General features: G+C 64.6%; 25 protein-coding genes and 1 pseudogene. 10 read left to right on the top strand and 16 right to left on the bottom strand.

Features of this window, described 5'->3' with window-relative positions; translation table 11 throughout:
* Positions 1-19: 19 nt before the first annotated feature.
* The 3 genes from FJ419_RS08195 to FJ419_RS08185 all read right to left on the bottom strand — a co-directional run bounded on the left by FJ419_RS08195 (position 20) and on the right by FJ419_RS08185 (position 3070).
* Positions 20-1027: a substrate-binding domain-containing protein gene (locus FJ419_RS08195; protein WP_140543321.1), complete on the bottom strand. Its 1008-nt coding sequence runs from the start codon at positions 1025-1027 to the stop codon at positions 20-22.
* 106 nt (positions 1028-1133) lie between these two features.
* Positions 1134-2039 (bottom strand): sugar phosphate isomerase/epimerase, encoded by a 906-nt coding sequence (locus FJ419_RS08190; RefSeq protein WP_140689480.1) that lies wholly within the window; start codon positions 2037-2039, stop codon positions 1134-1136.
* A complete protein-coding gene (locus FJ419_RS08185) occupies positions 2039-3070 on the bottom strand; it encodes a Gfo/Idh/MocA family oxidoreductase (protein WP_140689478.1) in 1032 nt (343 codons plus the stop codon). The genes FJ419_RS08190 and FJ419_RS08185 overlap by 1 nt, the downstream gene beginning before the upstream one ends.
* 196 nt (positions 3071-3266) lie before the next feature.
* On the opposite strand from FJ419_RS08185, the gene FJ419_RS08180 reads away from it, so the two are divergent.
* From FJ419_RS08180 to FJ419_RS08170, 3 genes are all read left to right on the top strand, one after another.
* A complete protein-coding gene (locus tag FJ419_RS08180) occupies positions 3267-4292 on the top strand; it encodes a LacI family DNA-binding transcriptional regulator (protein WP_140689473.1) in 1026 nt (341 codons plus the stop codon).
* Between the two features lie 319 nt (positions 4293-4611).
* Complete coding sequence (locus FJ419_RS08175) at positions 4612-6027, top strand: esterase-like activity of phytase family protein (protein ID WP_246679169.1); 1416 nt, start codon at positions 4612-4614, stop codon at positions 6025-6027.
* Between the two features lie 117 nt (positions 6028-6144).
* Positions 6145-7617: an MATE family efflux transporter gene (locus tag FJ419_RS08170; protein ID WP_140689457.1), complete on the top strand. Its 1473-nt coding sequence runs from the start codon at positions 6145-6147 to the stop codon at positions 7615-7617.
* A gap of 32 nt (positions 7618-7649) precedes the next feature.
* Here FJ419_RS08170 and FJ419_RS08165 read toward each other — a convergent pair whose 3' ends face one another.
* A complete protein-coding gene (locus FJ419_RS08165; protein ID WP_140689449.1) occupies positions 7650-8858 on the bottom strand; it encodes an MFS transporter in 1209 nt (402 codons plus the stop codon).
* A gap of 137 nt (positions 8859-8995) precedes the next feature.
* On the opposite strand from FJ419_RS08165, the gene FJ419_RS08160 reads away from it, so the two are divergent.
* Positions 8996-9571, top strand: a complete 576-nt coding sequence (locus FJ419_RS08160; protein WP_140689441.1) for a TMEM175 family protein — start codon at positions 8996-8998, stop codon at positions 9569-9571.
* A gap of 3 nt (positions 9572-9574) precedes the next feature.
* On the opposite strand, the gene FJ419_RS08155 is transcribed toward FJ419_RS08160, so the two are convergent.
* The gene (locus FJ419_RS08155; protein WP_140543315.1) at positions 9575-9856 is read right to left on the bottom strand and encodes a hypothetical protein; all 282 of its coding nucleotides are present in this window, start codon (positions 9854-9856) and stop codon (positions 9575-9577) included.
* Positions 9857-10052: 196 nt separating this feature from the next.
* Between FJ419_RS08155 and FJ419_RS08150 the strand changes: the two genes are divergently transcribed.
* The gene (locus FJ419_RS08150; protein WP_140689437.1) at positions 10053-10919 is read left to right on the top strand and encodes an SDR family NAD(P)-dependent oxidoreductase; all 867 of its coding nucleotides are present in this window, start codon (positions 10053-10055) and stop codon (positions 10917-10919) included.
* 8 nt (positions 10920-10927) lie between these two features.
* On the opposite strand, the gene FJ419_RS08145 is transcribed toward FJ419_RS08150, so the two are convergent.
* The 3 genes from FJ419_RS08145 to FJ419_RS08135 all read right to left on the bottom strand — a co-directional run bounded on the left by FJ419_RS08145 (position 10928) and on the right by FJ419_RS08135 (position 12868).
* Entirely contained in the window at positions 10928-11416 is a 489-nt protein-coding gene (locus tag FJ419_RS08145) for a low affinity iron permease family protein (RefSeq protein ID WP_181170645.1), read from the bottom strand.
* Between the two features lie 290 nt (positions 11417-11706).
* On the bottom strand, positions 11707-12375 hold the full coding sequence (locus tag FJ419_RS08140; RefSeq protein ID WP_140689432.1) for a DapH/DapD/GlmU-related protein: 669 nt from the start codon (positions 12373-12375) through the stop codon (positions 11707-11709).
* A gap of 64 nt (positions 12376-12439) precedes the next feature.
* Positions 12440-12868, bottom strand: a complete 429-nt coding sequence (locus FJ419_RS08135; protein WP_246678066.1) for a CreA family protein — start codon at positions 12866-12868, stop codon at positions 12440-12442.
* A gap of 230 nt (positions 12869-13098) precedes the next feature.
* Between FJ419_RS08135 and FJ419_RS08130 the strand changes: the two genes are divergently transcribed.
* From FJ419_RS08130 to FJ419_RS08120, 3 genes are all read left to right on the top strand, one after another.
* Complete coding sequence (locus tag FJ419_RS08130) at positions 13099-13683, top strand: SCO family protein (protein ID WP_095769018.1); 585 nt, start codon at positions 13099-13101, stop codon at positions 13681-13683.
* Positions 13683-14555 (top strand): 50S ribosomal protein L11 methyltransferase, encoded by an 873-nt coding sequence (locus tag FJ419_RS08125; RefSeq protein WP_140689424.1) that lies wholly within the window; start codon positions 13683-13685, stop codon positions 14553-14555. The genes FJ419_RS08130 and FJ419_RS08125 overlap by 1 nt, the downstream gene beginning before the upstream one ends.
* Before the next feature lie 98 nt (positions 14556-14653).
* On the top strand, positions 14654-16498 hold the full coding sequence (locus FJ419_RS08120; protein WP_140689416.1) for an aminopeptidase P family protein: 1845 nt from the start codon (positions 14654-14656) through the stop codon (positions 16496-16498).
* 94 nt (positions 16499-16592) lie between these two features.
* Here the strand turns inward: FJ419_RS08120 and FJ419_RS08115 are convergent, their stop codons facing one another.
* Positions 16593-16889 (bottom strand): AzlD family protein, encoded by a 297-nt coding sequence (locus tag FJ419_RS08115; protein ID WP_140689408.1) that lies wholly within the window; start codon positions 16887-16889, stop codon positions 16593-16595.
* Positions 16886-17614, bottom strand: coding sequence for an AzlC family ABC transporter permease (locus FJ419_RS08110; RefSeq protein ID WP_140689401.1), 729 nt, complete (start codon positions 17612-17614; stop codon positions 16886-16888). Before FJ419_RS08110 ends, FJ419_RS08115 begins: the two co-directional genes overlap by 4 nt.
* A gap of 379 nt (positions 17615-17993) precedes the next feature.
* Here FJ419_RS08110 and FJ419_RS08100 point away from each other — a divergent pair, with 379 nt between their 5' ends.
* Positions 17994-18752, top strand: coding sequence for an SDR family oxidoreductase (locus FJ419_RS08100; RefSeq protein ID WP_140689395.1), 759 nt, complete (start codon positions 17994-17996; stop codon positions 18750-18752).
* Positions 18753-18776: 24 nt separating this feature from the next.
* On the opposite strand, the gene FJ419_RS08095 is transcribed toward FJ419_RS08100, so the two are convergent.
* A complete protein-coding gene (locus FJ419_RS08095) occupies positions 18777-19469 on the bottom strand; it encodes a TIGR02453 family protein (RefSeq protein WP_140689386.1) in 693 nt (230 codons plus the stop codon).
* Entirely contained in the window at positions 19469-21676 is a 2208-nt protein-coding gene (ligA, locus tag FJ419_RS08090; protein WP_140689376.1) for an NAD-dependent DNA ligase LigA, read from the bottom strand. The genes FJ419_RS08095 and ligA overlap by 1 nt, the downstream gene beginning before the upstream one ends.
* Before the next feature lie 128 nt (positions 21677-21804).
* Here ligA and FJ419_RS31115 point away from each other — a divergent pair.
* Positions 21805-22349: pseudogene (locus FJ419_RS31115) on the top strand (IS1 family transposase); the annotation flags it as partial.
* Between the two features lie 59 nt (positions 22350-22408).
* Here FJ419_RS31115 and FJ419_RS08075 read toward each other — a convergent pair.
* The 4 genes from FJ419_RS08075 to lpxC all read right to left on the bottom strand — a co-directional run.
* Positions 22409-22849 (bottom strand): hypothetical protein, encoded by a 441-nt coding sequence (locus tag FJ419_RS08075; RefSeq protein ID WP_140689360.1) that lies wholly within the window; start codon positions 22847-22849, stop codon positions 22409-22411.
* Between the two features lie 158 nt (positions 22850-23007).
* A complete protein-coding gene (gene recN / locus FJ419_RS08070; protein ID WP_140689356.1) occupies positions 23008-24681 on the bottom strand; it encodes a DNA repair protein RecN in 1674 nt (557 codons plus the stop codon).
* Between the two features lie 8 nt (positions 24682-24689).
* Positions 24690-25559, bottom strand: a complete 870-nt coding sequence (locus FJ419_RS08065; RefSeq protein ID WP_095769002.1) for an outer membrane protein assembly factor BamD — start codon at positions 25557-25559, stop codon at positions 24690-24692.
* Positions 25560-25761: 202 nt separating this feature from the next.
* Positions 25762-26519, bottom strand: a 758-nt coding sequence (lpxC, locus tag FJ419_RS08060; protein ID WP_140689354.1) for a UDP-3-O-acyl-N-acetylglucosamine deacetylase, incomplete at its 5' end; no start/stop codon positions are given.

Below are 26519 nucleotides of genomic sequence, written 5' to 3'. Positions count from 1 at the left end.
CGGCCGGCTGCCTGGGAGGTCAGCGCAACGCCTGCTTGGCGAGCTCTGAGACGATCTCGTAGTTCTGCGGCGTCACGAAGCCCGCGCCGGTGTCGACATTCATCGGCGCCAGCCCCAGCACCACCTGCTGGCAGAGGCTGAGAATCGGCAGGTAGCCCTGCAGGAACGGCTGCTGGTCGGCCGTCAGCTGCACCCAGCCGCCCTTGAAGCCCTCGACGATCTGCGGACTGGTGTCGAAGCCGAAATTGAAGATGTCGCCGGGCTTGCGGCCCGCCGCCTGCATATAGGTGGCGACATTGCCGAGCATCTGGCCGCCGGGATAGCCGACCGCCTTGACGTCGGGGTGGTTGAGCAGCGCCGCGGTGATCACCGGAATGGCGAGGTTGGGATCGGACGCCCATTCTCCGCTCGGCGGCGAGGAGAGCTGGATCACCTCGACGCCGGCCTCCTTCAGCGCCGCCACGGTGCCGCGCTCGCGTGCCCCGCGGCTTTCATTCTCGAACGGACCGATCATGATCGCCTTGTCGCCGGACTTGAGCTTGCCCAGCTTGAACGCCTCGACGCCCAGCGCGCGGCCCTGCTGCTCCTGCTGCGCGCCGACATAGCCGCCGCCGAACGCCGCCACCACCTTCGGCACCGGCACGTTCTGGTACATCATCTTGATGCCGTCCTTATGCGCCTGCTCGGCCAAAGGCATGATCGCGGCGTCGCCCGGATGGCCCATCATGGCGATGCCCTGCGGCTTGACCGCGACCGCCTCGCGCAATTGCTGCACCATCTTCTCGACGTCCCACTGCGAGAAGATGTAGTCGACCTTCGGCCCGAGATCGGCCGCCGCCTGCTTGGCGCCATTATAGACGATGGTGCCGAAGGCGTCGCCCTCGGCGCCGCCGACGAAGAAGCGGATGTGTACGTCCTTGCACCATTGCGCGTCGAGCGCGTGCGCCGGCAAGGCAGAGATCGAGGCGCAGAGCGCCGTGGCAGCCGCCACGACGGTCGAGCGCAGAACAGTCCTTCTGGTCGTCATGCACGTTCCTCCCTTTTTAGACCCCTCCCGATGGAGGGTTTCGAATTGTCTGCGTCCTCGGTCGGCCGGCTCCTCCCGCCGGCCAATCCTCACATCGAATCTGGCCTCAAGCCGGATTGGGCAGGTAGCTGTTCCCTCCCCGGCATTGCTTCAGATAGTCGAGCGCGCGCACCTGTCCGGTGATCTCGAGGTCGCCGCGATAGACCGGATCGTGCCAGCCCTCGATGTCGATGGCGCCCTTGTAGCCGGCCAGCCGCAACTCGCTGATCACCCGCGTCCAGTCGCTGTCGCCGAAGCCCGGCGTGCGCATCTGCACGAAAGGCAGTCGGCCGAACACGCCATGCTCGCGGATGACGTCCCAGCGCACCGTCGCGTCCTTGCCGTGGACGTGGAAGATGCGCGACGCCCATTTGCGGATCTGCGGGATTGGGTCGATGAGATAAACGAGCTGATGGCAAGGCTCCCATTCCAGCCCGAGATTGTCGTCTGGCAACTCGTTGAACATCAGCTCCCAGGCGTCCGGGTTATGCGCGATATTCCAGTCGCCGCTCGCCCAGTTGCCGTCCATCGCGCAATTCTCGAAAGCGATGCGCACGCCCTTGTCGGCGGCACGCTTAGCCAGCGGCCCCCACACCTCGCGGAAGCGCGGCAGGCTGTCGGTCAGCTTCTTGCCGCGGATGCGGCCGGTGAAGCCGCTGACCGTCGAAGCGCCGAACAGATGCGCATTGTCGATCACCGTCTCCCAGGCCGCCAGCACACCGCGATCGACCTCTCCATTCTCGAGCGGATTGCCGAACACCCCGATCGAGGACACGGTCACATCGGCGTCGCCGATCGCCTCGCGGATCTCGCCCGCCAGGCGCTTCAGGTCCTTGCCGCCCAGCGTCTGCCAGAAGAAAGGCTGGATGCTCTCGAACCCGAGCGGCAGGATCTGCCTGATATAGGCCGCCGGATCGTCGAGATTGGCCCGCACCATGGTGCCGATCCTGATATCGAGAAGCGGGTTTGCCATTACTGTGCTTCCTTGGCGATTGTCACGCGCCGCCCGCTCTCCGCGCTCTCGATGGCGCCGAAGACCATGGCCAGGCTTTTGATGTTGTCGGCGCCGCGCGTCTCCGGCTCGATGCCGGTCTCGACCGCGTGCATGAAATCCCGGATGATGCCGAGATGGCCGTCGACACGGTCGGCGGGATCGAGCGGCGGCACTTCGATGGGCTGGGTCTTGTCGATGATCCCGTCGCGGCCGGACGCAACCACCTCCGCCTTCAGCGCGTCATGGCCGTCCCACAAGAGGCTGCCGCGCTCGGCGACGATGCGCCAGCTTCCCTCCCAGCTCGTGCGGCAACCGTCGGCGCACCAAGAGCCGGCATAGGTGAGGATCTTGCCGCCACCGAGGTCGAAGACGGCGCTGGCCGACGACCCCTGCCGATACCAGGAATTCACGGGTTCCCATTCCTGGCAGTAGACACTGGCCGGCTCGCCGGCGACCATGTAACGCGCGGCATCGAACGTGTGGATCGCCATGTCGAGCAGGAGCACATGGGCCATCTCCTCGCGAAAACCGCCGAAATGCGGTGCGACGAAGAAGTCGGCGTGGATGCTGGTCGGCTTGCCGATGACGCCGGAGTCCAGAAAGCGCCTGATGCGCCTGACATTGGCGACATAGCGGCGGTTCTGGACGACGGCGTGGATGCGCCCCGCGCGGCGCGCTGCCTCGACGATGGCGCGCGCATTGTCCGGGCTGTCGGCCAGCGGCTTCTCGGTGAGCAGATGGCAATTGTGCGCGAAGGCCGAAAGCGCGACCTCGCGGCGCGCGGCGGGAACCACGACGTCGAACACGGCATCCGGCTTGGTCTGGTCGAGGACGGCGTCAAGGTCGGTGCCGATGATGGCGTTGGACAGCGCGTATTCGCGCGCCCTCGCCTGGGCCCGCTCGACGTCGAGGTCGACGAGGCCGACAATGGCGAGCCCGTCGATCTGCTTCACGGCATCGAGCCAGTGCTTGCTCATCGCTCCGCACCCGGCCAGGACGACCTTCATCATCCAGCGTTCCTCCTCCGCCGGTCCCTCCAGACCGGATGTCACGGCGTCCACGGCGTCACCGTAAACGTTTTTCCGTAAACGTTTACGAGAACACACCCGATGGCGTAGAATGTCAACCGGCTGCCTGCAAAAATCGTCCCGAAGCCTTGGCCTGAGCGGCAGCCGGTGCTAGCCAAGGCAGGGGGAGAATCCGTCCTTGGCGTCCAGCATCCACGATCTCGCGCGTCACCTGAACATCTCGATCGGCACGGTGTCGCGCGCGCTGAACGGCCGGGCCGACGTCAATGCCGACACACGCCAGCGTGTGCTCGAAGCGGCCAGGAAGCTGAACTATTCGCCCAATCAGTCAGGCCGCAGCCTGCGCCAGGGCGCCACCCGTTCCATCGCCTTCATGCTGCAGCCGCATCCCGGCGACCAGCAATATGGCGAGCCGTTCTTCATCCCATTCCTGACCGGCCTGCAGGCGCGGCTCGCCGAGCATGACCTAGATCTGATGGTCGTCATGGGTGAGCCGGGCCAATATCAGCAGGAGCGGTTGCGCCGCGTGGTCGAGACGCGCCGGGCCGACGCGGTCGTGTTGGCCAATACGCGAAGGGAAGACGATCGGATCGACTATCTCAGCAAGGCCGGCTTTCCCTTCGCCACGCTTGGCCGAAGTCAGTCCGGCGGCGACACGTATCCGTCACTCGATATCGATTTCGAGAGGGCGGGTGATGAAGCCGTCGACCGGCTGGTCGCGCGCGGCCACCGCCGCATTGCCGCCATCCGCCCTTCGCTTGATCTCAACTTCGGCTATCTGTTCCTCGACGGCTACCGCAAGGCGCTGAAGCGGCACGGTATCGAGGTCGACCCCGATCTGATCGCCGACGGCTTCATCAACGAGACCGGCGGCTACCAGGTGACGCCGCAAGTAATGCGCTCCAAAAACCCGCCGACGGCGATCATCTTCAACAATGACGCGATGGCGCTCGGCGGCTGCAAGGCGCTGGCCGAGATGGGTATCAAGCCGGGCCATGACATGGCCGTGATCGTCATCGTAGACACGCCGCTCTGCCGCTACTTCTCGCCGACGCTGACCGCCTTCCGTCCGTCGCTGGAGCCCATGGGCCGGCGGCTGGCCGAGATGCTGCTCGCCTCGCTTCCCGCCTTCGCCGGTCCCGAAGGCACGCGCATCATCCACGAGGTTTGGCCGCTGGAGCTGATCGCAAGAGAGAGCGATTGACGGGCTTCTCCTTCTCCCCTTGTGGGTGTCGCCGAAGGCGACTGATGAGGGGTGCTCCAGAAGACACCAGCCTCTCACTCCGCTGGAACACCCCTCATCCGTCTCGGCGCTACGCGCCGATCCACCTTCTCCCACAAGGGGAGAAGGAAACTGTCATGCAACCATCACGTTCACGTCCTAGACCGCTCGACGGGAACCGGCTCGCCGCATCGCCGATGCGCGTTCCTTCCAGGCCGCTCTGCTCGTCAAGAAGGGGATATCGATGAAACATCTCAACCGAACCGTCGCGCTCGGCGCGGCACTTGCCCTGTTTACCGCCATGACGCCGGCGCTCGCCGACGGCGTCGCTTACGTCAACAAGGGGCTCGTCGGCATCGGCCGCATCCCGGCCAACCAGAAGGACAAGTTCGGCGAGACCTTCGGTTCAGGTTCCGGCATGGCGATCGACACCAAATCCTGGACGCGTGAAGGGGCCACCTACAAGGGTTCGCTCTGGCTGCTGCCGGACCGCGGCTACAATGTCGTCGGCACCACTGACTATCGCCCGCGCCTCAACACCGTCTCGATCGAACTGGCCCCGACCGCTCCTGGCGCGGCGCCCGCCGCCGGACAGGAACAGTCGGGCGTCAAAGCGACGCTCGCCGACACGATGCTTCTGACCGACGACAAGGGCGCCGACGCCACCGGCCTCGATCCGTCGAACGGCGAGCGCGCCGCCGCCGGCGACATGCCGATCCTGCCCGAAGCCAATGGCAAGCTGGCGCTCGATGACGAAGCGATCGTGCGCCTGCCGGACGGCACGATGTTCATCTCCGACGAATATGGTCCCAACATCTACCGCTTCTCGGCCGAAGGCCGTCTGATGTCGGCGACCCAACCGCCCGCGGCGCTGGTGCCGATGCGCCACGGCAAGCCGAACTTCGCGTCCGACAACCCGGGCCCGGGCGCTGCCGAGCCCGATCCGAAGGATCCCGAAACCGGCCGCCAGAACAACCAGGGCCTCGAAGGCATGTCGATGACGCCGGACGGCAGGTTCCTGATCGCCGTGCTGCAGTCGGCGCCCCGCCAGGACGGCGGCGATTCCGGCTCGACCCGCCAGAACACCCGCGCGCTGGTTTACGACGCTTCCGATCTCGCCCACCTCAAGCTGGCGCATGAATATGTCGTGCCGCTGCCGGTGTTCAAGGATGCCAAGGGCAAGACCAAGGTGGCCGCGCAGAGCGAGATCGTCGCGCTCTCCGACAAGAGCTTTCTGATGCTGGCGCGCGACTCAGGCAACGGCCAGGGCGTCAAGGGCGACGAGTCGCTCTACCGCAAAATCGAGATCGTCGACCTCTCCGCCGCCACCGATATCGCCAACGGCCCGTTCGACGCCGCCGACAAGCCGGTCGCGCCGAAGGGCATGCTCGATGCGTCGGTGACGCCGGCGAAGCTGACGCCGTTTATCGACATCAACGACAAGGGCGAGCTCGGCCGTTTCGGCCTGCACAATGGCGCGCCGAACGACAAGGACAACCTCTCGGAGAAGTGGGAGGCGATGTCGCTGGTGCCGGTGCTCGATCCGAAGCTGCCCGACGACTATTTCCTGTTCGTCGCCAACGACAACGACTTTCTCACCCAGGACGGCTTCCAGGTCGGCGCTGCGTACAAAGCCGAGGACGGCGCCGATGTCGACACCACCTTCCTGGTCTATCAGGTCACCCTGCCCGGCCTTTCTGGAAACACCACTCAGTAATGGGATAGGATCGGCTGCCGCGGCAGCCGACCCTCTTCTGAAGGGATGCATGAACATCAGGCCTGCGATAGCATCGCGGGCCTGATTTAGTTTCGGCCCCCCACCATGGGTAACAACATGGATGACAAACAGCCAACCCGCCGGCGGACCGGCGACCTGACCAGCGGCCCCATTCCGCGCACGCTGCTGCTGTTCGCGCTGCCGGTGCTGGGCTCCAACGTGTTGCAGTCGCTCAACGGCTCGATCAATGCGGTCTGGGTCGGCCGCTTCCTCGGCGAGGCGGCGCTGACGGCGACCTCCAACGCCAATCTGGTGCTGTTCCTCATCCTCGGCACCGTCTTCGGCATCGGCATGGCGGCGACCATCCTGGTGGCGCAATCGGTCGGCGCCCACGACCTGCCCGAGGCGAAGCGCATCGTCGGCACCAGCGCCACCTTCTTCTTTCTCGTCTCGGTGGTGTTCGCCGTCTGCGGCTGGATCTGGGTCGACGCTATCCTGACCGGGCTCGGCACGCCGGCCGATGCCTTGCCTTTGGCGCGCGCCTATTTGCGCATCATCTTCGTCGCCGTGCCGATGATGAACCTTTTATCCTTCGTCATGACCGTGCTGCGCGGCGCCGGCGACTCGCGAACCCCGTTCGTCTTCATGGCGCTGGCGGTCGTGCTCGACGTCGTGCTCAATCCGCTGCTGATCCGCGGCATCGGCCCCTTCCCCGAGCTCGGCATTGCCGGCTCGGCGACATCGACGCTCATAGGCCAGACCGTGAGCGTGGTTGCCATCCTGATCGTGCTTTATGTGCGCAAACATCCGCTGCGGCTGGCGGGCAGCGATCTCGCACTGCTGCGGCCCGACCCGACATTGCTGCGCATCGTCGTCTCCAAGGGCATTCCGATGGGGCTGCAGATGATCGTCATCTCGGCCGCGGCGCTCACCGTGATGGGCATCGTCAATTCCTACGGCTCCCAGGTCGCCGCCGCCTACGGCATCGCCGCGCAGCTCTGGACCTATATCCAGATGCCGGCTCTGGCGATCGGCGCCGCCGTCTCCTCGATGGCGGCGCAGAATGTCGGCGCCGGGCGCTGGGACCGCATCGGCAGGGTCGCAGCCTCAGGCGTCGGTTTCAACCTGGTGCTGACCGGCGCGCTGGTGGCGCTGCTTTTCGTCTTCGATCGCGCGGTGCTCGGCCTCTTCCTCAGCACCGACAGCGCCGCGATCGACATTGCCGCCCACATCAACAAGGTGGCGTCATGGTCGTTCATCCTGTTCGGCATCACGATCGTGCTGTTCGCCACGGTGCGCGCGACCGGCGCCGTCATGCCGCCGCTGATTATCCTGATCATCTCGGTGTTGATCATTCGCACCGGCTTTGCCTATTCCATGCGCAGCGTCATCGGCCAGGAGGCGCTGTGGTGGAGCTTTCCGGCAGGTTCGGTCGCCTCGCTGGCGCTCGCCGCCGCCTATTACCGCTTCGGCCGCTGGCGCACGATGCACATGATCGAGGACCGGCCGGCCGCCGGCGAGCCGCCCGACACCGGCCTCGGCGTGCCGCGCCAGCGCGCGCAGCTCCTGTCGGAGACGCCGAACGGCTAAAATCCGCGACGACAGGAAAACGTGAAAATCCGCTACCGCGCGTATTTGGCGCCGAAGCCAAGCGCCACCAGCGAAAAGACGACGATCATGCCGGCAAAGGCCAGGCTTGCGATGGTTGCGTTTGCCAGGCTCGACAAGATGCCGATGCCGATCACCGGCAGGGCGTTGCCGCAGAAGCAACAGATGAAGAAGGCCGAGACCACCTCGGCGCGGCGGTCGGCGGGCGCGATCTGATTCACCACTTGCAGGCCGCCGCGATAGCCGAGCGCCGCCGCCACGCCGCAGACCGCCGTCGCGGCGATCATCAGCGCCATCGAGGCATAGACCTGCGCCGCCACGATCAGCGCCACGGTCGGGATCATCAGCACCAACGCGGCAAGCATGGTGGAGCGGCTGGAGAGCCATGTGGTGGCGACGATGGTGATGGCCGCCACAATCGACAGCTCGAAGAAAAGCCCGCCGGCTTCGGCATGATTGGTCACATGCAGCTGCTGCGCCAGGATGCTCGGCGCCAGCGCCGCGTAGAAGCCGACCAGCGCCATGGCGCCGAAGCCGGTCACCGCCGGCGCCACGAACTGCGCGCGGATGTTGTCCGGAACCGAAAGCCGCGGCCGCAGCGAGACCTCGGAAAACCGTCCAGGCCGGGAGACGGTTTCCCGGGTGCGCCAGATCAGCAGGGTCACCAGCGCAAGCAGGACAAGATAGACGGCGAATGTCAGCCTGAGCGGCCAGGGCGCATATTGGGCGAGCAGCCCCGACATGAGCGCGCCGGCTCCGAGACCGACAAAGTTGGTGCTGGTGGCGATGACGGCGGCGCGTGACTTGTCCTTGCCCTCGATCAGCTCGGCCAGCCAGGCGGAGCCCGCCCCTGCGCCGACACCGATGCCGAGCCCGCTGAGGATGCGGGCGATGTCGAGCCAGGCGAGGTTTTCGGCGAAGAGGAAAAACAACGCGCTGACCACGGCAACGCCCATTGCCGCTAGCGCGGCGGGGCGGCGGCCGACGACATCCGACAGGCGGCCGAACAACAGTAACGCCGCCAGATTGCCGACCACATAGACGGCATACACCAGCGTCAGCGTGACCTGCGAGAAGCCGAAGGCCTGCTTGTAGATCACATAAAGCGGCGTCAGCGCAGTGCTGCCGGCAAAAAGCGCTGCGATCATGGCGGCGACGACGGCCATTGCGGCGCCGCCGCCAAGCTCATTGTCACGCGTCATGGTTTGAGCGTAGCTGGTCATGACAACCTCCGGGGGTTGCAAGCCCAACGCCTATATAATGGCGCTGTTCCAGCCACCGAATGTCCTCCTGACAATCCTGACAGGATGGTCTTGTGCGAAATCCTCGCGTAGCTTTTGTCGGCCGACGAGGAGGAACCATGGGCAAGGGACGGGTCGAGGCATTCACCGATGGCGTCGTCGCCATCATCATCACCATCATGGTGCTGGAGCTGAAAGTACCGCACGGCGAAGATTTCTCAGCGCTTCTGCCGCTGTGGCCGGTCTTCTTCTGCTATGTGCTGTCCTTCATCAATATCGGCATCTACTGGAACAACCTGCACAACATGTTTCACACCGTGCAGCGCGTCGACGGACGCGTGCTGTGGGCCAACCTGAACCTTTTGTTCTGGCTGTCGCTGATGCCGGTGACCACCGCGTTCATGGGAGAGAATCACTTCGCGCCCGTACCGGTCGCCGTCTATGGCATCGACCTCGCGCTTTGCGCCGTCGCCTACACTATCCTGGTCCTCAAGCTACGCCATCTGCACGGCGCCGACACGACCTTTGCCAAGGCCGTCGGCCGTGACAACAAAGGCAAGATCTCGCTGGCGCTCTACATCGCCGCCGTCCTGCTCAGCTTCCTCAACCAGTGGATCAGCGTGGCGATCTATGTGCTTGTAGCGACCATCTGGTTCGTGCCGGACAAGCGCTTCGAACGGTTGGTCGAGAAATAACGCTTACTTCCGCATCGTTTTCAGCTTTTCCGCCGCCGAGGCGGCAAGGTCGGCATAGCGCTCCTCCAGCCTCTCGGCCGCCTTGATGATCGGAAAGTCATGGCCGAATTTCTCCAGCGCCAGCCTTAGCTTCTCGGCGAAATCCGCCTGCTCCTCCAGCGCCGCAAACAGCGTCTTCACCTGCGTCTCGCTGATGTCGGGATTGGCGAGCATCTTCGGCACCTCGCGGCTCATCTGGTCGCCGTTGACGGTTTGCTCCTTCAGGATTCCGATCCAGTCGGTCAAATGCCGAACTCCTTTTTTGGGACAACATGCGCGGCGAGCGCTGCGATGGTCAACCCGTTGCGGCTCTTGCCGTCAACCCGTTGCGGCTATTGCCGCCAACCCGTTGCGGGTCTTACCGTCAATGATGGGACTAACCGGCCTTGCCTCGGCGGCGCCCGGCGTTAAGTTCGGCCCGACCCGAACAAGGATGGAAATCATGACCAGCGACGCCCAGATCCAGACCGCCCTGCCCGCCTTCGCCTCCGGCAATGTCGCCGTCGTCACCGGCGGCGCCAGCGGCATCGGCCTTGCCGCCGCAAAACGGTTCGTGGCAATGGGCATGAAGGTGGTGCTTGCCGACATCGGCGGCATGCGCCTCGACCAGGCGAAGCAGGCGGTCGCCGCGATCGCCGGCGAGGATGCCGTCCTCCCGATCCCGACCGATGTCTCCAGGGCGGAAGAGGTCGACCGGCTGGCGGACCTCGCTTACGGCGCCTTCGGCGCGGTGTCGGTGCTGATGAACAATGCCGGCGTCGGCAACAATCCGGGCAAACCGTGGGAGAACCGCGATGCCTGGAAGCGGCTCCTGGACATCAATTTCTGGGGCGTCGTGCACGGCGTCGAAGCCTTCGCGCCGCGCATGCTCGCCGCCGGAAAGCCGGGCCTGATCATCAACACCGGGTCCAAGCAGGGCATCACCACGCCGCCCGGCAACCTCGCCTACAACGTCTCCAAGGCCGGCGTGAAGACTTTTACCGAAGGGCTGGCGCATGCGCTGCGCAACGAGCCGGGAGCCAAGGTGTCGGCCCATCTGCTGATCCCGGGCTTCACCTATACCGGCCTGACCGAAGGCGCGACGGAAAAGCCCGCCGGCGCCTGGACCGGCGAACAGGTGATCGACTTCATGCTGGCATCGCTGATCGACGACGACTTCTACATCCTGTGCCCCGACAACGAGGTGGCGCGGCCGACGGATGAAAAACGCATGGCCTGGGCGATCGGCGACGTCATCGAGAACCGCCCTGCCCTGTCGCGCTGGCATCCCGACCATAAGGAGGCCTTCGCGGCCTTCATGAATCGCTGACGGCAGTCTCAAGCCGCCGCTTTCTTCTTGGGGCCGTTCTTCCCGGTCTTCTTTGTGACCGCGCCGGCGGCCTTGGGCGCATGCCTGGTAGCGTTCTTTCTGGCTACGGCCTTGTCGGCCGCCTTTTCGGCGATCTCGCGGTCATGTCGTTTTGCCGCCGCCTCGCATTTGGCGCGGATTTCCTCGACCTCCGTTTCCGTCAGGTGCTCGATGCCGATGAAACGGTTGTGGGCCCGGCTGACCCTGATCAGCTCGTCCAGCTTGGCCTGGATCGCCGCGCCGTCGCGATTCTGCGTGTTCTGGATCAGGAACACCATCAGGAAGGTGACAATGGTGGTGCCGGTGTTGATGACCAGTTGCCAGGTGTCCGAGAACCCGAAGAACGGTCCACTCGACGCCCACATAACCACGATCAGCACACAGACGGCAAAGGTGGGCGGCAGACCCGCCAGATGGGCCACATGGTTGGCTATCCTCGTAAAAACCTTCTCGATCATGTAATTCCCTGGACCGTGGATGCTCAAGCATTTGCGAAGAAACAAGCTGCCGCCTTCTCCGGTTCCCAGGAACTGAACTTTCGTTTTCGCTCAGCACAATCGTATACACGCAGAAAGCGCGGGCGCGCGAAGAAACACCTTATCCGATTGTCTGTCATAGTGCGGTTGCAGGCCGAAAGCCTGTTCCTTCCGCTTCACGGCGGTTTACCTCCAGCCCCTTCCGCTGCGCCACCCCCGCATGGCGGAAGGGGCATTTGATTCCCGGAAGGGGACCGGTCAGACAGCGCCGGTCATGTGCTCGACGGCGTTCTGCCCGTGTCAGTGAGCGTTTCTTCCCAACGATCGAGAAAGGCTTCGATCGGCATGGCCTGCATGTCGGGGATTGCGCTCGCCAGTTTCTCGGGCGCCCAGTCCCACCAGGCGAGGGCTTCGATGCGCGCCGCGACGGTGGCCGAGAACCGCTGGCGCAGCGGCTTTGCCGGAACGCCTGCTACGATCGTGTAGGGCGCGACATCGTGTGTCACCACCGCATTGGCGCCGATGATCGCGCCGTTGCCGATCGCGACACCCGGCATGATCACCGCGCCGTGGCCGATCCAGACATCATGGCCGATGCTGACCGATTTTGCCTGGCGCCGCGCGCGGAACTCGGTGTCGACGCCCAGCCAGCGAAAATACTCGTTCGGCCGGTAGCTGACCTTGTGCTGCGTCAGCCGCTCGATCGGATGCTCTAGCGCGTTGATGCGGCTGTTCGCAGCGATCGAGCAGAACTTGCCGATCGTCGTGTAGATCGCCTCGCAATGGCGTTCGAAATAGGAAAAATCGCCGACGCTCACCTCGCGCAGGGTCACCCGCTCGCCGATCGAGGCATAGCGGCCGAGCTTGCATGCCTTCAGCTCCGCGGTCGGATGGATGCGCGGCTCGGGATCCTTGAGGACGAGGTTTTCGGGACGGTCCATGAGGGGGCTTTACGCCGGCGGGGACGGCCCCGCAAGCGCGGCCTGCCCCCGCCAAGCCTATCGCCTATTGCGGCTTGCCCTTGGACCACACCACGTTCTGGCCGTAAAGCGGCACGGTGGTGACCGACATCTTCGCCGAGCCGTTCTGCACCTGGCGCGAGTGCGACAGATAGATCAGCGTCTCGTTCTTCTTGTCGTAGATGCGGTTCACCACCTGCTTTTTCCAAATCAGGCTGAGGCCCTGCTTGAACACCTCCTCGCCGCTCTCGCCCATATCGATGTCGCCGATCGTGATCGGCCCGGTCTGGCGGCAGGAGATCGACGAATCGGAAGGATCCTCGAACCAGTTGCCCTTATGCAGCCGGTCGATGATGCTGCGGTCGAAATAGGCGACATGGCAGGTGACGCCGTCGACCTTCGGGTCCTTGATCGCGTCGACCATGATGTCGTTGCCGACCCAGTCGACACCCACTTTACCCACTTCGTCAGCCATGGCCGCGCCGGCGCTCAGGGCAAGACAGGCGGCGAACAAGCCGATCAGTTTTCGCAAGGAAGCCTCCTCGGTTCACGTTTGCCGATGTCAGGTGGGACAGGATCGTGGCGTTTGCAAGCCGATCGGCCTGCCCGGCGGCTTGCGGCAACGCGACATCTTTGCGCGCCCGGCGCCGACCCGCTAAGACTGTCGCCAAACTGGCTTCCAGCCAAAGCAACGGACATTCACTGATGATGCGCTCAATCCTGGTCGGCATTCTCGTCCTGATGGCGGCGGGCATCGGCTGGCTGACATTCGACTGGTATCGGGGCCACTATGGCGGCGAGCCCTTCGGCGCGCCCTTCACGCTGGTCGACCAGAAAGGCGCGCCGATCACCGAAGCTGCCTTCAGGGGACACCCCAGCGTCGTGTTCTTCGGCTTCACCCATTGCCCTGAAGTCTGCCCGACGACACTGTTTGAGCTCGCCGGCTGGCTGAAGACGATGGGCGACAGCGGCAAGGACCTCAACGCCTATTTCGTCACCGTCGATCCGGAACGCGACACGCCGGAGACGATGAACACCTATGTCAGCAACTTCTCCGACCGGATCACCGGCATCACCGGCGATCCGGACAAGGTGCACGCCATGGCCAAGGCCTTCGGTATCTATTGGAAGAAGGTCGACACCGGCGACGGCGACTACACGATGGACCATACGGCCTCGGTGCTGCTGCTCAACGCCAAGGGCGATTTCGCCGGCACCATCGCCTATGGGGAGAGCGCCGACACCGCGATAGCCAAGCTGAAGCGGCTGGCTGCGGGTGGGCAGACCTGATGGGCCAGACTAGGCTCCACTTCACCGCCAACAAGCTTGAGGCCGACCGCATCTTTGCCGCGCTGGACGCCGCCTTCGAGGATGACGGCCTGCCGATCGCCGTGCTGGAGCTCGACGAGGAAAAAGATATCCACGAAGTGTCGCTCTATGCCGATGGCGAGGTCGATCCCGTCGAGGCGCGGGTCAGGGATGTCCTAGCCGGTCTCGGCCTGCCGAAGCCTGTCGAGCGTGAGGTCCTTCCCGACGTCGACTGGGTGTCGCGCTCGCTGGAAGGCTTGAAGCCGGTCCGCGCCGGACGCTTCTTCGTCCACGGCTCGCACGACCGGGCCAAGCGACGCAGTGGCGACCTCGCCATCGAGATCGAGGCGGGCCTTGCCTTCGGTACCGGCCATCACGGCACCACCGCCGGCTGCCTCGAAGTGCTGGAGCAGGTGGTGCTGCGCGAGCGGCCGCGCAATGCGCTGGACCTCGGCACCGGCAGCGCCGTGCTTGCGATTGCGCTGGCCAAGCTCGCGCATATCCCGGTGCTGGCGACCGATATCGATCCGGTCGCCGTCCGCGTCGCCGCCGCCAATGCCCGCCTCAACCACGTCAAGGCGCTGGTCGAGACGGTGACGGCGCCCGGCTTCCATCATCCGATCTTCGCCAGGCGCGCGCCTTTCGACCTCATCGTCGCCAACATCCTGGCCCGGCCGCTGATGCGGCTCGCGCCCGAAATGGCCAAGCACATCAGCCTCGGCGGTTCGCTGGTGCTCTCCGGCATCCTCGACCGGCAGCGCGACGCGGTGATCTCGGCCTATGTCGGCCAGGCCTTCCGCCACGTGCGCACCTTGCATCGCGAGGGCTGGGTGACCATCCACCTCAAGCACTGAGGCCGGGTCGCATCCAGCCGATCTGGCCCTGCCGAAATCGATTCCGATTTCCGGGGTCATGCGCTACGCTCGCAACAAGCATCGACGAGAGGCCAAAAATGTTCCAGACCTTTGATTCCGCTGGTGATCCTGCCGTCGGTAAGCCGCGTGTGGCGCTGCTGCGGCAATGGCTGGCTGAGAATGGTTTGGATGGCTTCCTTGTTCCCCGCGCGGACGAGCACCAGGGCGAATACGTCGCCGACCGCTCGGCGCGGCTGAAGTGGCTGACCGGTTTTTCGGGTTCGGCCGGCGTCGCCATCGTGCTGCGCGACCGCGCCTTCATCTTCGTCGACGGCCGCTACACGCTGCAGGTGCGGGGCGAGGTCGATCTTTCGATCTTCACCGTCGAAAGCCTCATCGACAATCCGCCGGCGAGCTGGATCAAGGACAATCTCGGCAAGGGCGCAAGGCTCGGCTTCGACCCCTGGCTGCACACGATTGGTGAGATCAAGGCGCTGAAGGCATCGGCCGAGCAATCCGGCGCGACATTGGTGCCGCTCGACAGGAATCCCATCGACATCATCTGGACGGATCAGCCGGAACCGCCCCGCGCGCCTGTCGAGATCCATCCGCAAAACCTCGCCGGCGAGCTAGCCAAGGACAAGCTCAAACGGCTGGCAGGCGCGATCGAAAAGGAAGGCGCCACCCATGCGGTCCTGACCGATCCTTCCTCGATTGCCTGGGCCTTCAACATCCGGGGCGGCGACGTGCCGCATACGCCGCTGGCGCTCGGCTTCGCCATCCTCGCCGCCGACGGCAAGCATCAGCTGTTCATGGACCAGCGCAAATTCCCGCGCCAGGTCGCGGCCTATCTCACCCAGCTTGCCGATCCGCATGACCCGGGCGAGTTCGAAGCCGCCATCGTCGCGCTCGCCAAGGACGGCGCGAAAATCGCGCTCGATCCGGTGCTGGCGGCGGAGAAGCTCCGCATGCTGGTCGAGGACAATGGCGGCACGGTCGTCCTGGCCGCCGACCCGGCGCGTATTCCGCGCGCGACCAAGAACCAGGCCGAGATCGCCGGCAGCCGCGCCGCGCATCGCCGCGACGGCGCCGCGGTCGCCAGGCTGCTGTGCTGGCTCGACCGCCAACCGCCTGGCTCACTCGACGAGATCGCCGTCGTCACCAAGCTGGAGGAGGTGCGCCGGCAGACCGGCGAGGGAACGCAGATGCCGCTGCGCGACGTTTCCTTCGACACGATTTCCGGCGCCGGCCCGAACGGCGCGATCATGCACTATCGCGTCTCGCGCGCCACCAGCCGCAAGCTTGAGAGCGGCGAGCTGTTCCTGCTCGATTCCGGCGGCCAGTATCAGGATGGCACCACCGACATCACCCGCACCGTGCCGATCGGCCAGCCGAGCGAGGAGATGCGCGAGCGCTTCACCCTCGTGCTGAAGGGCATGATCGGCATCTCGACGCTGCGTTTCCCCGCCGGCACGCGCGGTTCGGAGATCGACGCCGTTGCCCGCGTGGCGCTGTGGAAGCATGGCTGCGACTTCGCCCACGGCACCGGCCACGGAGTCGGCTCCTATCTCGCCGTGCATGAAGGGCCGCAGCGCATCGCCCGCACCGGCACAGAAAAGCTGCTGGCCGGCATGATGCTGTCGAACGAACCGGGCTACTACAAGGAAGGCGCCTACGGCATCCGCATCGAGAACCTGATCCTGGTCACGCCGGCGGAACAGATCGAAGGCGGCGACATCGCCATGCACGGCTTCGAGACGCTGACGCTGGCGCCGATCGACAAGCGGCTCATCCGCACCGATCTGCTGCACCGGGACGAGTTGCAGTGGCTCGACCGCTATCACGCCCGGGTGCTGGCCGAGATCGGCCCGACGGTCGACGGCGAGACGCTGGCCTGGCTGGAGATAGCCACCGCGCCGCTGCCGCATGACGCGAAGATTTGAGGTGAGCGTCTTTCTCTCCGTTTACGGGGAGAAATGCCCGGCAGGGCAATGAGGGGCAGTGCCGACGATCCGAAACGATCGCGCTGGCAGAGTCCTAACCCACAAACTGGCGTGCCAGAATCAGCACAGCCGCGCCGGCCAAGAACATCGCCATCAGGCCGCCGCGCAGCGACACCAGCACGGTGACGATCAGCGCAGCCCACTCAGCGGGCCCGGCATGCAATAGCTCGGGCGCCACCAAGGTCGTCAGCACGGCGGCAGGCACAGCGTTGAGGCCGGCTTCGACGCGCGGATGGATGGTCTCGAAGCGCGAGATGACGAGGTGGCCGCCGACGCGGGTCAGATAGGTGGCGGCGGCGCCGGCCAGGATGATCCAGAAGGTTGTGCTCATGGCCGCTTGCCCACGCCGCTGTGATGCGGCGGCAGGATCACCGCCAGGAGGATGCCGGCGACTGCGCCGATCGAGATATGCCAGGGTGAGCCCACGGTTCGATAGGCGATGATCGAGGCGACGGCGCTGGCGGCGACGACGGGCGCCCAGAGCGGCCGCTTGCGGAAGCCGAGCACCAGGCCGAGGAAATAGATCGGCAAAAGGAAATCGATGCCCAGCGCATGCGTGTCCGGGATCAGCTTGCCGAACACCGCGCCCAATCCGCTTTCGACCACCCAGAACACATAGACCGGCAGGCCGAGCCCCAGATACCAGACGAAGCCGACGGGACGGCCGGACTCGGCCCTTGCCTCGGCGATGGCGAATTGCGGATCCGTCAGGATAAAATAGCCGAGCGCCTGCTGCAGCAGCGGCCAATGCGCGATGCGCCGGCCGATGCCGGCCGAATAGAGCACGTGGCGGAAATTCACCGCAAAGATCGACAGCACGATCAGCCATGGCGCGACATGCTGGCCGAACAGCTCGATGCCGACCATCTGGCTGGCGCCGCCATAGATCATAGCGCTCATCAGGAAGGCTTCGAGGACGGAAAACCCATTGTCGACGGCGATCGTGCCGAACAGGATCGCGAACGGCGCGGAGGCGACGACGACCGGCATGCTCAACCGAACGCCGTCCCAGAAATCGCTTCCCGTTCTGCCCTCGGAGATTGCTTCCGCTGCCATGCACCGCTCCTCGTGCATGTCGCCCAGAAGTGCGCAGCGGTTCTGGGACAACGACATGCATCAACAAAAAGACTTAAAGCGCGTCGCCTGGATTCGTTCAGCGCGACGCGCGTTAAGAGCGGTTTCATTTAGGGAGCGTCGCTTTCAATGTCACACCAATTCGCCTGACCCAATGATCAGCGGAACTGATCGCCGGCGTTGCAAAGCGTTGGAAGTTCTCCACTGCTCAGCTGACGAAATAGCGCTGCCATTCGAAGTCCCTGATGTGCGACGCCTGCCTGGCATCGGATGGGATTTTTTGCCCGCCCCTATTGTCGAACGATCGCGCCTTGGCGCAGAGATAGCGCCGCGCCTTGCAGCAAAAACCGAGGGGAAATGAATGGTCGTCTATGATTTCACGGGCCGGCATGCGGTCGTCACCGGAGCCGGCGGCGGGATGGGCGAAGCGATCGCGCTGGCGCTGCTCGATGCCGGCGCCTCCGTCACCGCCATCGACATCAAGCCGCGTCCGGCCTCCCTCGCCTCGTACGACGACCGGCTCACCTTCGCCCAGGGCGATTTGACCGACGCGGCCTTCGTGGAGCGGACCATCGGTGCGGCGGGCCGCGAGCGCGGCGGCATCGATTATCTCGCCAATGTCGCCGGCGTATTGTGGTTCGGTCGCGACAAATCGGCGCTCGAAATGGATCTGGAGGTCTGGGATCAGGTCTTCAACATCAATTTGAAATCCTTCGTGCACACCGCACGCGCGGTCGTTCCGCAGATGCGCGCCGGCGGCCGCGGCGGCGCCATGGTGCATTTCTCGACCATTCAATGGTATCGCGGCGACCCGAAGCCGCAGGATGCCTATCAGGCCTCGAAGGCAGGCGTCTGCGCGCTGTCGAAGTCGCTCGCCATGCAGCTTGCCGGCGACGGCATCCGCTCCAACGCGATCTGCCCCGGCATGGCGCTGACGCCGCTGCAGGCGCGCTGGGACACTGAAGAAAAGCGCGCCGCCGTGGCGAATTATACGCCGCTCGGCCGCATCGGCACGCCGCAGGACATGGCAAACGCCGCGCTCTTCCTGCTCTCGGACGCTGCGAGCTATATCACCGGCATCGAGCTTGCCGTCGACGGCGGCCTCTTGATGCGGATGTAAGCCCGGCGACAGCCGAAGGCGGCGTCAGGCCGCGACGGCCGTCCCCTGGATCGCCCGGCCCCAGTCAAGCAACGGCTTGGCGCCAAGCGTGAAGCCGACGAGATCGTCGACCAGCGCCGGCGAATGGATCGTCGCCGGATCGATGTCGTGCCGGACCACGAAATGCCGGTTGCGCACCGCCTCGGCGAGATCCTCGTCGCCGACATCCTCGAAACCGCGTGGCGCCCGCTTCAGGCGGTCTTCCGCATCGAGCGCGAGGCCGGCCTTCTTGAGCGATGCGACCATGCCGCGGAACGCGGCCGGCTTGGTCACGATCGCCTTGCGCATCGCCTGCAGCAGTTCAGGCGCCGGCTGCCACCAGGCCACACCGGCAAAGCAGCGCTCCAGACCGATATGCACATAGAAGACCCCCTGCTCCATCTTGGTGCCGTCGGGCGACAGGATCGCCGAGAGATGCCGGTTGTAGGGCCGCTTGTCCTTGGAAAAGCGCACGTCGCGATTGATGCGGAACAGCGATTTCTTGCGGTCGCCGCGCAAGCCGAGCTTGGCCGCCTCGAAACGCTCTGTGAGCGTCTCGACCAGATCGCAGAACGGCCCGTGCAGCTCGCTGTCGTAAAGGTCGCGGTTTTCCTGGAACCACTCGCGGCTCTGGTGGAAGTCGAGCGCCTTCAGGAACGGAATGGCCTTCGGCCCAAAACCCTTGAACGCGCCCGCCATCAACCCGCCCTGCCGATGCGCTGCAGCCAGGTATCCTCGTCGATCACCTCGATGCCGAGGTCGCTCGCGACTTTCAGCTTCGAGCCGGCGCCAGGACCCGCCACCACCAGGTCGGTCTTGGCCGAAACCGAGCCCGCGACCTTGGCGCCGAGCCGCTCCGCCATCGCCTTGGCTTCCGAACGCGTCATCTTTTCCAGCGAGCCGGTGAACACCACCGTCTTGCCCGAGACTTCGCTGCCGGCCGAGATTTCCACGACATAAGGCTTCGGATGAACCTGCGCCAGCAAGGCGTCCAGCACATCGTCATTGCGCTCATTGCCGAAGAAGTCGCGCAACGCGTTGATCACCGTATCGCCGATGCCGTTGATCGACGGGAAGACGCTGTGCGGATCCTCCGCTTTCGCCGTCTCCTTGCCGACACGGATCAGTTCCTCGATGGTCGAGAATTGGCGGGCAAGCACGGCCGCCGTGGTCTCGCCGATATGGCGGATGCCGAGCGCGAAGATGAAACGGTCGAGCTCCGGCTCGCGGCGTGCGTCGATGGCCGAAAACAGCTTGTCGAGACCTTCATAATTGCGCTCCTCGACGCTGCGCACGTTCTTGCGCGCCTTGCCCGAGGCTTCCTCGCGCAGCCTCGCCTGCTCCTCGCGTCGCTCGGCCAGCGCCCTAGTGACGGCGAGCCTTCGGTCCTTCAGCGTGAAGATATCGGCGGCGGTCTTCACCAGCCCCGAATTGAAGAACAGGTCGATGTTTTCGGCACCGAGGCCTTCGATGTCGAGCGCGCCGCGCGACACGAAGTGACGCAGCCTTTCGACCGCCTGCGCGGCGCAGATCATCTCGCCGGTGCAGCGCCGGCGCGAATCCTCCTTGCCTGTCTTCTCGTTGATCTCGCGCGTCGCCGGCGAGCCGCAGACCGGGCAGGTATGCGGGAATTCGTAAGGCACTGCATTGGCTGGCCGCTTGTCGATGACGACGCTGACGATCTGCGGGATGACATCCCCTGCCCGCTGGATGACCACCGTGTCGCCGATGCGCACGTCGATGCCGTCGCGGATCGGCTGGCCGTTGCTGTCGAAACCCTTGATGTAGTCTTCATTGTGCAGCGTGACATTCTCGACCACCACGCCGCCGACCGTGACCGGCGCTAGCCGCGCCACGGGCGCCAGCGTGCCGGTACGGCCGACCTGGATGTCGATCCTCTCGACCGTCGTCATCGCCTGCTCGGCCGGGAATTTATGGGCGACCGCCCAGCGCGGCTCGCCGGTGACGAAACCCCAGCGGCGCTGCAGCTCGAGCTGGTCGACCTTGTAGACGACGCCGTCTATGTCGTAGCCGAGCGAGGACCGCTGTTCCTCGATGCGGTGGTAATGCGCGATCAGGTCGTCGATCGACTTCGCCCGCACCATCAGCGGGCTGACCTTGAAGCCCCATTCCTTGAACTTCTGTACGGAATCGAACTGCGTCGGTGCGGGGTCCGCTGTCGTATAGCCCCAGGCATAGGCAAAGAATTTCAGATTGCGGCTGGCGGTGACCGATGGATCCTTCTGGCGCAGCGACCCTGCAGCCGTGTTGCGCGGATTGACGTAGTCCTGGCCGCCGACCGCCGCTGAACGCTGCTTCAAAGCTTCGAATTCGGCATAGGTCATGTAGACCTCGCCGCGGACCTCGATGATTTCCGGCCAGCCCGAACCCTGCAGCTTCTTCGGGATGTCGGCAATCGTCTTCAGATTGGCGGTGATGTCCTCGCCGACCGTGCCGTCGCCACGCGTCGCGCCCTGCACGAACACGCCGCTCTCGTAGCGCAGCGAGGCCGACAGCCCGTCGATCTTCGGTTCGGCGGTGAAGGCGATGTCGAGGTCCTTGTCGCGGTCGAAGAAGCGCCTTCCGCGCTCGATGAAATCGGCGACGTCCCGGTCGGTATAGGCCTTGGCGAGGCTCAGCATCGGCACCGCGTGCCGCACCTTGGTAAAGCCCTCCGCGGGCGGGGCGCCCACCCGCCGCGTCGGCGAATCCTCGCGCACGAGATCGGGGAAGCGCTCTTCGATGGCGAGGTTGCGCCGGCGCAGCGCATCGTACTCGGCATCGGTGATCGTCGGCGCGTCCTCGGTGTGATAACGCCGGTCATGCTCGGCTATCTCCGCCGCCAGTTGCTTCAGCTCATCCGCGGCTTCGCCTTCGCTCAACGAATCGACGGGTTTTTCCGACATGAAACGCGGTCCTCGAATTATGGCGGGCCACTATAAATCAGGATTCGCCGCGAGGGAGTCGGATTGCGAAGAAATCATTGCTGAACAGCGGGATGCAGCCATCTGCTGACTCTCCCTGCCAGCATACGGAAATCTGGTCGTTCACCTGCGCCAAGCAGAAGAACGTCGCGACGGCCAAGGCTGCCCCGGAAGGCGCGGGCGACACTTGGACGTGGACCGCCATCGATGCCGACACCAAGCTGGTCATGTCGTGGCTTGGTCGGCGGGCGCGACAGTGAAATGCGCGACGGCTTTCACGGACGATCTGTCGCGCCGCCACGTCGCCAGATAGCGCCAAGGGCCGCTTCACCATCGAAGGCAATCCCGATGCCAAGCACGTCAGCACGTCTTTTGCGGATCGGCAGAACCTTACCATGCGGATGCGCATGCGCCGCTTCAGGCGCCTGACCAACGGCTTTTCAAAGAAGGTCGAAGCTCACGCCAACGCGGTTGCGCTGCACTTCATGTGATATTATTTCGTCCGCATTCATGCTTCTCTGCGGATGAACCCCCGGCAATGGCCGCTGGCGTCACCGACAAGCTTCGGGAAATCGGCGACATCGTTGCGCTTATCGAGGCGAAGGAGGCCGAGAGGCCGCCGGTTCGCGGTCCGTATAAGAAGCGCGCTTGGTGATGAAGTGGTAAAAAGAGGAAGGGCCACTTAAACGTTCGGTGGCCCAAGTAAATAACCTTTCAGGCGGGTATCAGCACGGTGATCCGGTGAATCCCGACTTCTTTGCTTATGTTCGTGGCATGGTCGGTCTTGCCTTTGCCGCAGGTATAGTACTCCCCTTTCTTCACGGTAAATTCCTTGTCGGGGTTCGTCTTCTTTATGGTGAACTCACCGGAAGTGATAAAACAGACCATGTCGTTGTCCATCACGGATTCTTTGTCTGTAGCCCCGGGTTGGAATACGGCATCGAGTATCTGAACGCTTTTGACGCCTGTCATATCCGACGGCCAAGTGCCTACTTCCACTATGCGAACGCCGGGGGCGATCTCCGTACCGTCATTTGGGCTATATTTCGGGACGATCTCTGCGGCTCTTGCGGGCGACGCCAAAGCGAAAAGAGGCGTTGCCGCAGCTGACGCTAAACCGATCGCCAGTGCAGATCGACGATTAATCTCTTCCATGATCGGGTCTCCTCCCATCGAACGTGCGCGAATGCGCACAGAAGGACTCGGCGCTCGGGATGGCCTACTGTCAAATCACTTCTGGCCCAAGCTATCTTGCGGCCTCCGTCGCCGACCGCATGACGGGGTGATTTCAAACTGACCCACTACCGGAAATCTTAAGCCGCCGCGGTGTTCTCGCGCAGCAACCGCTCCGCTGCCGCGCGCGCTTCGTCGGTGATGGTGGCGCCGGCCAGCATCCGCGCGATTTCCTCCTGGCGCGCGGCGCGGTCCATTTCGGCAATGCCGGTGGCGACACGGTCCTTGCCGCCGGATTTCGAGATCAGGAAATGCGTGGCGGCGCGTGCCGCAACCTGCGGCGCATGCGTGACCGAAAGCACTTGCACCCGCTTCGACAGCCGCGCCAACCGCTGGCCGATGGCGTCGGCCACCGCGCCGCCGACGCCGGTGTCGATCTCGTCGAACACCAGGGTCGGCGCCGAGCCGCGATCGGCCAGCGCCACCTTCAGCGCCAAAAGGAAGCGCGAGAGCTCACCGCCGGAAGCGACCTTCATCATCGGTCCCGGCCGCGTGCCTGGATTGGTGCGCACCCAGAATTCGACCTGGTCGATGCCTTCTTCCATGCGGCTTTCGGCATCGCTTCCCATCTCGACGATAAACTCGGCCCGTTCGAGCTTGAGCGCCGGCAGTTCCGCCATGACAGCCTTGGTCAGGCCCGCCGCCGCCGCATGGCGCAGCGACGACAGCTGCGCCGCGGAAATATCGTAGGCCTCGCGCGCCGCGGCGGCCTGCTTGGCCAGCGCGTGCAGCCGCTCCTCGCCGGCATCGAGATCGGCAAGATCGGCCACCATCGTGTCGCGCAGCTGCGCCAGATCGTCGACCGCGACACTGTGCTTGCGCGAGGCGGCGCGCAGCGCAAACAGACGCTCTTCCGCCTTCTCCAGACGCTGCGGATCATATTCGGTGGCGCGAAGCGCTGCTTCCACGCCGGACTGCGCGGCGTCGAGCGACATCATCGCTTCGTCGAGCGATTTCACCACGTCGTCGAGCAGGCCGGGCGCTTCGCTGGACTTGCGCTGCAGCCGCCGCAACAGGCTGGCGAGCTGCGGCAAGGGCGAGGACGGCCCCGACAGCACATCCTGCGCATCATGGATTTCGGCGGCGATCTTTTCGACGCGCATCATCGTCGCGCGCAATTCCGCAAGCTCCGTTTCCTCGCCCGGTTGCGGGTCGAGTCTTGCGAGCTCGGCCGCGGAAGCGCGCAGATAATCGGCTTCGCGCGCCGCCGCCTCGACCTTGGCGCGATGCCGGGAAAGCTCCTGCTCGCAGTTTCGCCAGTACCGCCAGGCTTCGCCCGTGCCGCGCACGGCGCCCAGATGGCCGCCGAAACTGTCCAGCAATTCGCGATGCGCGCCGGGATCGACCAGCGCCCGCTCGTCATGCTGGCCATGGATCTCGACCAGGGCGCGGCCGACATCGCGCATCAGGGTGACGCTGGAGGGCTGGTCGTTGACGAAGACGCGGGTTCGGCCATCGGCGGTCTGCACGCGGCGCAGGATGATGTCGCCATCGTCCTCGATGTCGTTTCCCGCGAGCAACGCGCGTGCCGGATGGTTGCGCGGCACGTCGAACACGGCAATGACCTGGCCTTGCGCGACGCCATGGCGGACGAGCGAGGCATCGCCGCGCGCGCCAAGCGCCAGCGACAACGCATCGAGCAGGATGGATTTGCCGGCGCCGGTTTCGCCGGTCAGCACCGAAAGCCCAGGCAGGAAGTCGATGTCCAGCTTCTCGATCAGGACGATATCGCGGATCGACAGTCTGGACAGCATCGCAAGCTTCAGGCGCCGGTGATCAGCTTCCCGGCCTTGGAAATCCACGATCCGGCATTTTCGCGGGGTTCAAGCCCGTTGCTCTGCAGGAGCTTGTAGGAATCCTTGTACCACGGGCTGTCCGGATAATTGTGACCAAGCACCGCCGCGGCCGTCTGTGCTTCCGAGGTCAGGCCCATCGCATAGTAGGACTCGGTCAGGCGCGCGAGCGCCTCCTCGACATGGCGGGTATTGGAATAGTTCTCGACCACGGTGCGGAAACGCTTCACGGCGGCGATGTATTCGCGGCGCTCGAGATAGTAGCGGCCGACCTGCATCTCCTTGCCGGCGAGCTGGTCGCTGGCGAAGCGGATCTTGTCCTTGGCGTCGCCGACATATTCGGAGTTCGGCCAGCGCGTCACCAGATCCTGCATGGTCTGGATGGTCTGGCGCGCTTCCTTCTGGTCCTGGGTGACGTCCTTGATCTGCCGATAGTAGGAGAGGCCGATGATGTACTGCGCGTAAGCCGCGTCGTCTGTCGAGGGATAGAGGGTCAGGTAGCGCTTGGCCGAACCGATCGCCTCGTCGTAATTGCCGGCGCGGTAGTCGGCGAAAGCGCCCATCACCATCGATTTGCGCGCGAATTCGGAATAGGGATGCTGGCGGTCGACCGCGTCGAACTTCTTGCTCGCCTCATCGAGGCGGCCGGCATTCATGTTGGCCAGGCCCTGGTTGTAGAGAACGTCGGCCGGCTCGGTCTGGTCGACATAGGTCGCCAGGTTGACATCCTTCTCGGAGGACATGCAGGCCGACAGCACGAGCGCGGGAGCAACCACCGACAGCGCCAGCAAAACACCCCGACGCGGCGTTACCGATTGACCAACTCGCGAAAAAAACATGTTTGGATTCCGCCCCTTCGGCGTCGTTTCGGTCCCGGGCCGAAGCCATAAACCATTATCCCCTTGCCCGGCAACGCTATGTCCGGCCAATCGCACATTTTTGTGGCAGGCCGACGCGATGGCCAAAGCCGCGCGTTTTGACGGCCCTGTGATGCAGCCATGCAACACAAGCCTGACCACAAAGCCAGAAAACGGTTAAGAATCAGATCACCCAGGGCGCGTAGACCGGCCCGCTGACGGCGATCATCTCGGCGACGCGGCCGCGCTCGCGACGTCTCGTCTCGACGATCTCGAAGGCCGTCCGGTCGGAAAGCAGCCGGCGCAATGCCGAGGCATTCATCCGGTGGCCGCCGCGATAGGAGCGAAAGCAGCCGATGAAGCGCGCGCCGGCCAGCGCCAGATCGCCCATCGCGTCGAGCGTCTTGTGGCGGGCGAACTCGTTGGGATAGCGCAGCCCGCCGACATTGATGACGCGATTGTCGTCGCCGATGACAAGCGAGTTTTCGAGCGACGAGCCGAGCGCGTAGCCGGCGGCCCAAAGCCTCTCGACGTCCTTCATGAAGCCGAATGTGCGAGCGCGCGCGATGTCGCGGCGGAAGATGTCGGGATTGATGTCGGAGGCGAATTGCTGGCGGCCGATCGCCGGGCTCTCGAAATCGATCTCGACCTCGAACCGCGTGCCGTCATAGGGGCGGAACTCCGCCCAGGACGCGCCGGCTTCCACGCGCACCGGCTTGACGACACGGATGTAGCGACGCCTCACCGCCAGCGTCTCGATGCCGGCTTGGTCGATGGCCTCGACGAAGGCCATGGCGCTGCCGTCGAGAATGGGGACTTCCGAACCGTCGATCTCGATGATCAGGTTGTCTATGCCGAGACCGAACACCGTGGCCATCAGATGCTCGACGGTGCCGATATGATCGCCTGCCGGATCGCCAAGCATGGTGCAGAGATCGGTGG

This window comes from Mesorhizobium sp. B2-6-2 (assembly GCF_006440615.1).
In the GTDB taxonomy this organism is placed as follows: domain Bacteria; phylum Pseudomonadota; class Alphaproteobacteria; order Rhizobiales; family Rhizobiaceae; genus Mesorhizobium.
This window is presented reverse-complemented; position numbering and strand designations above follow the sequence as displayed.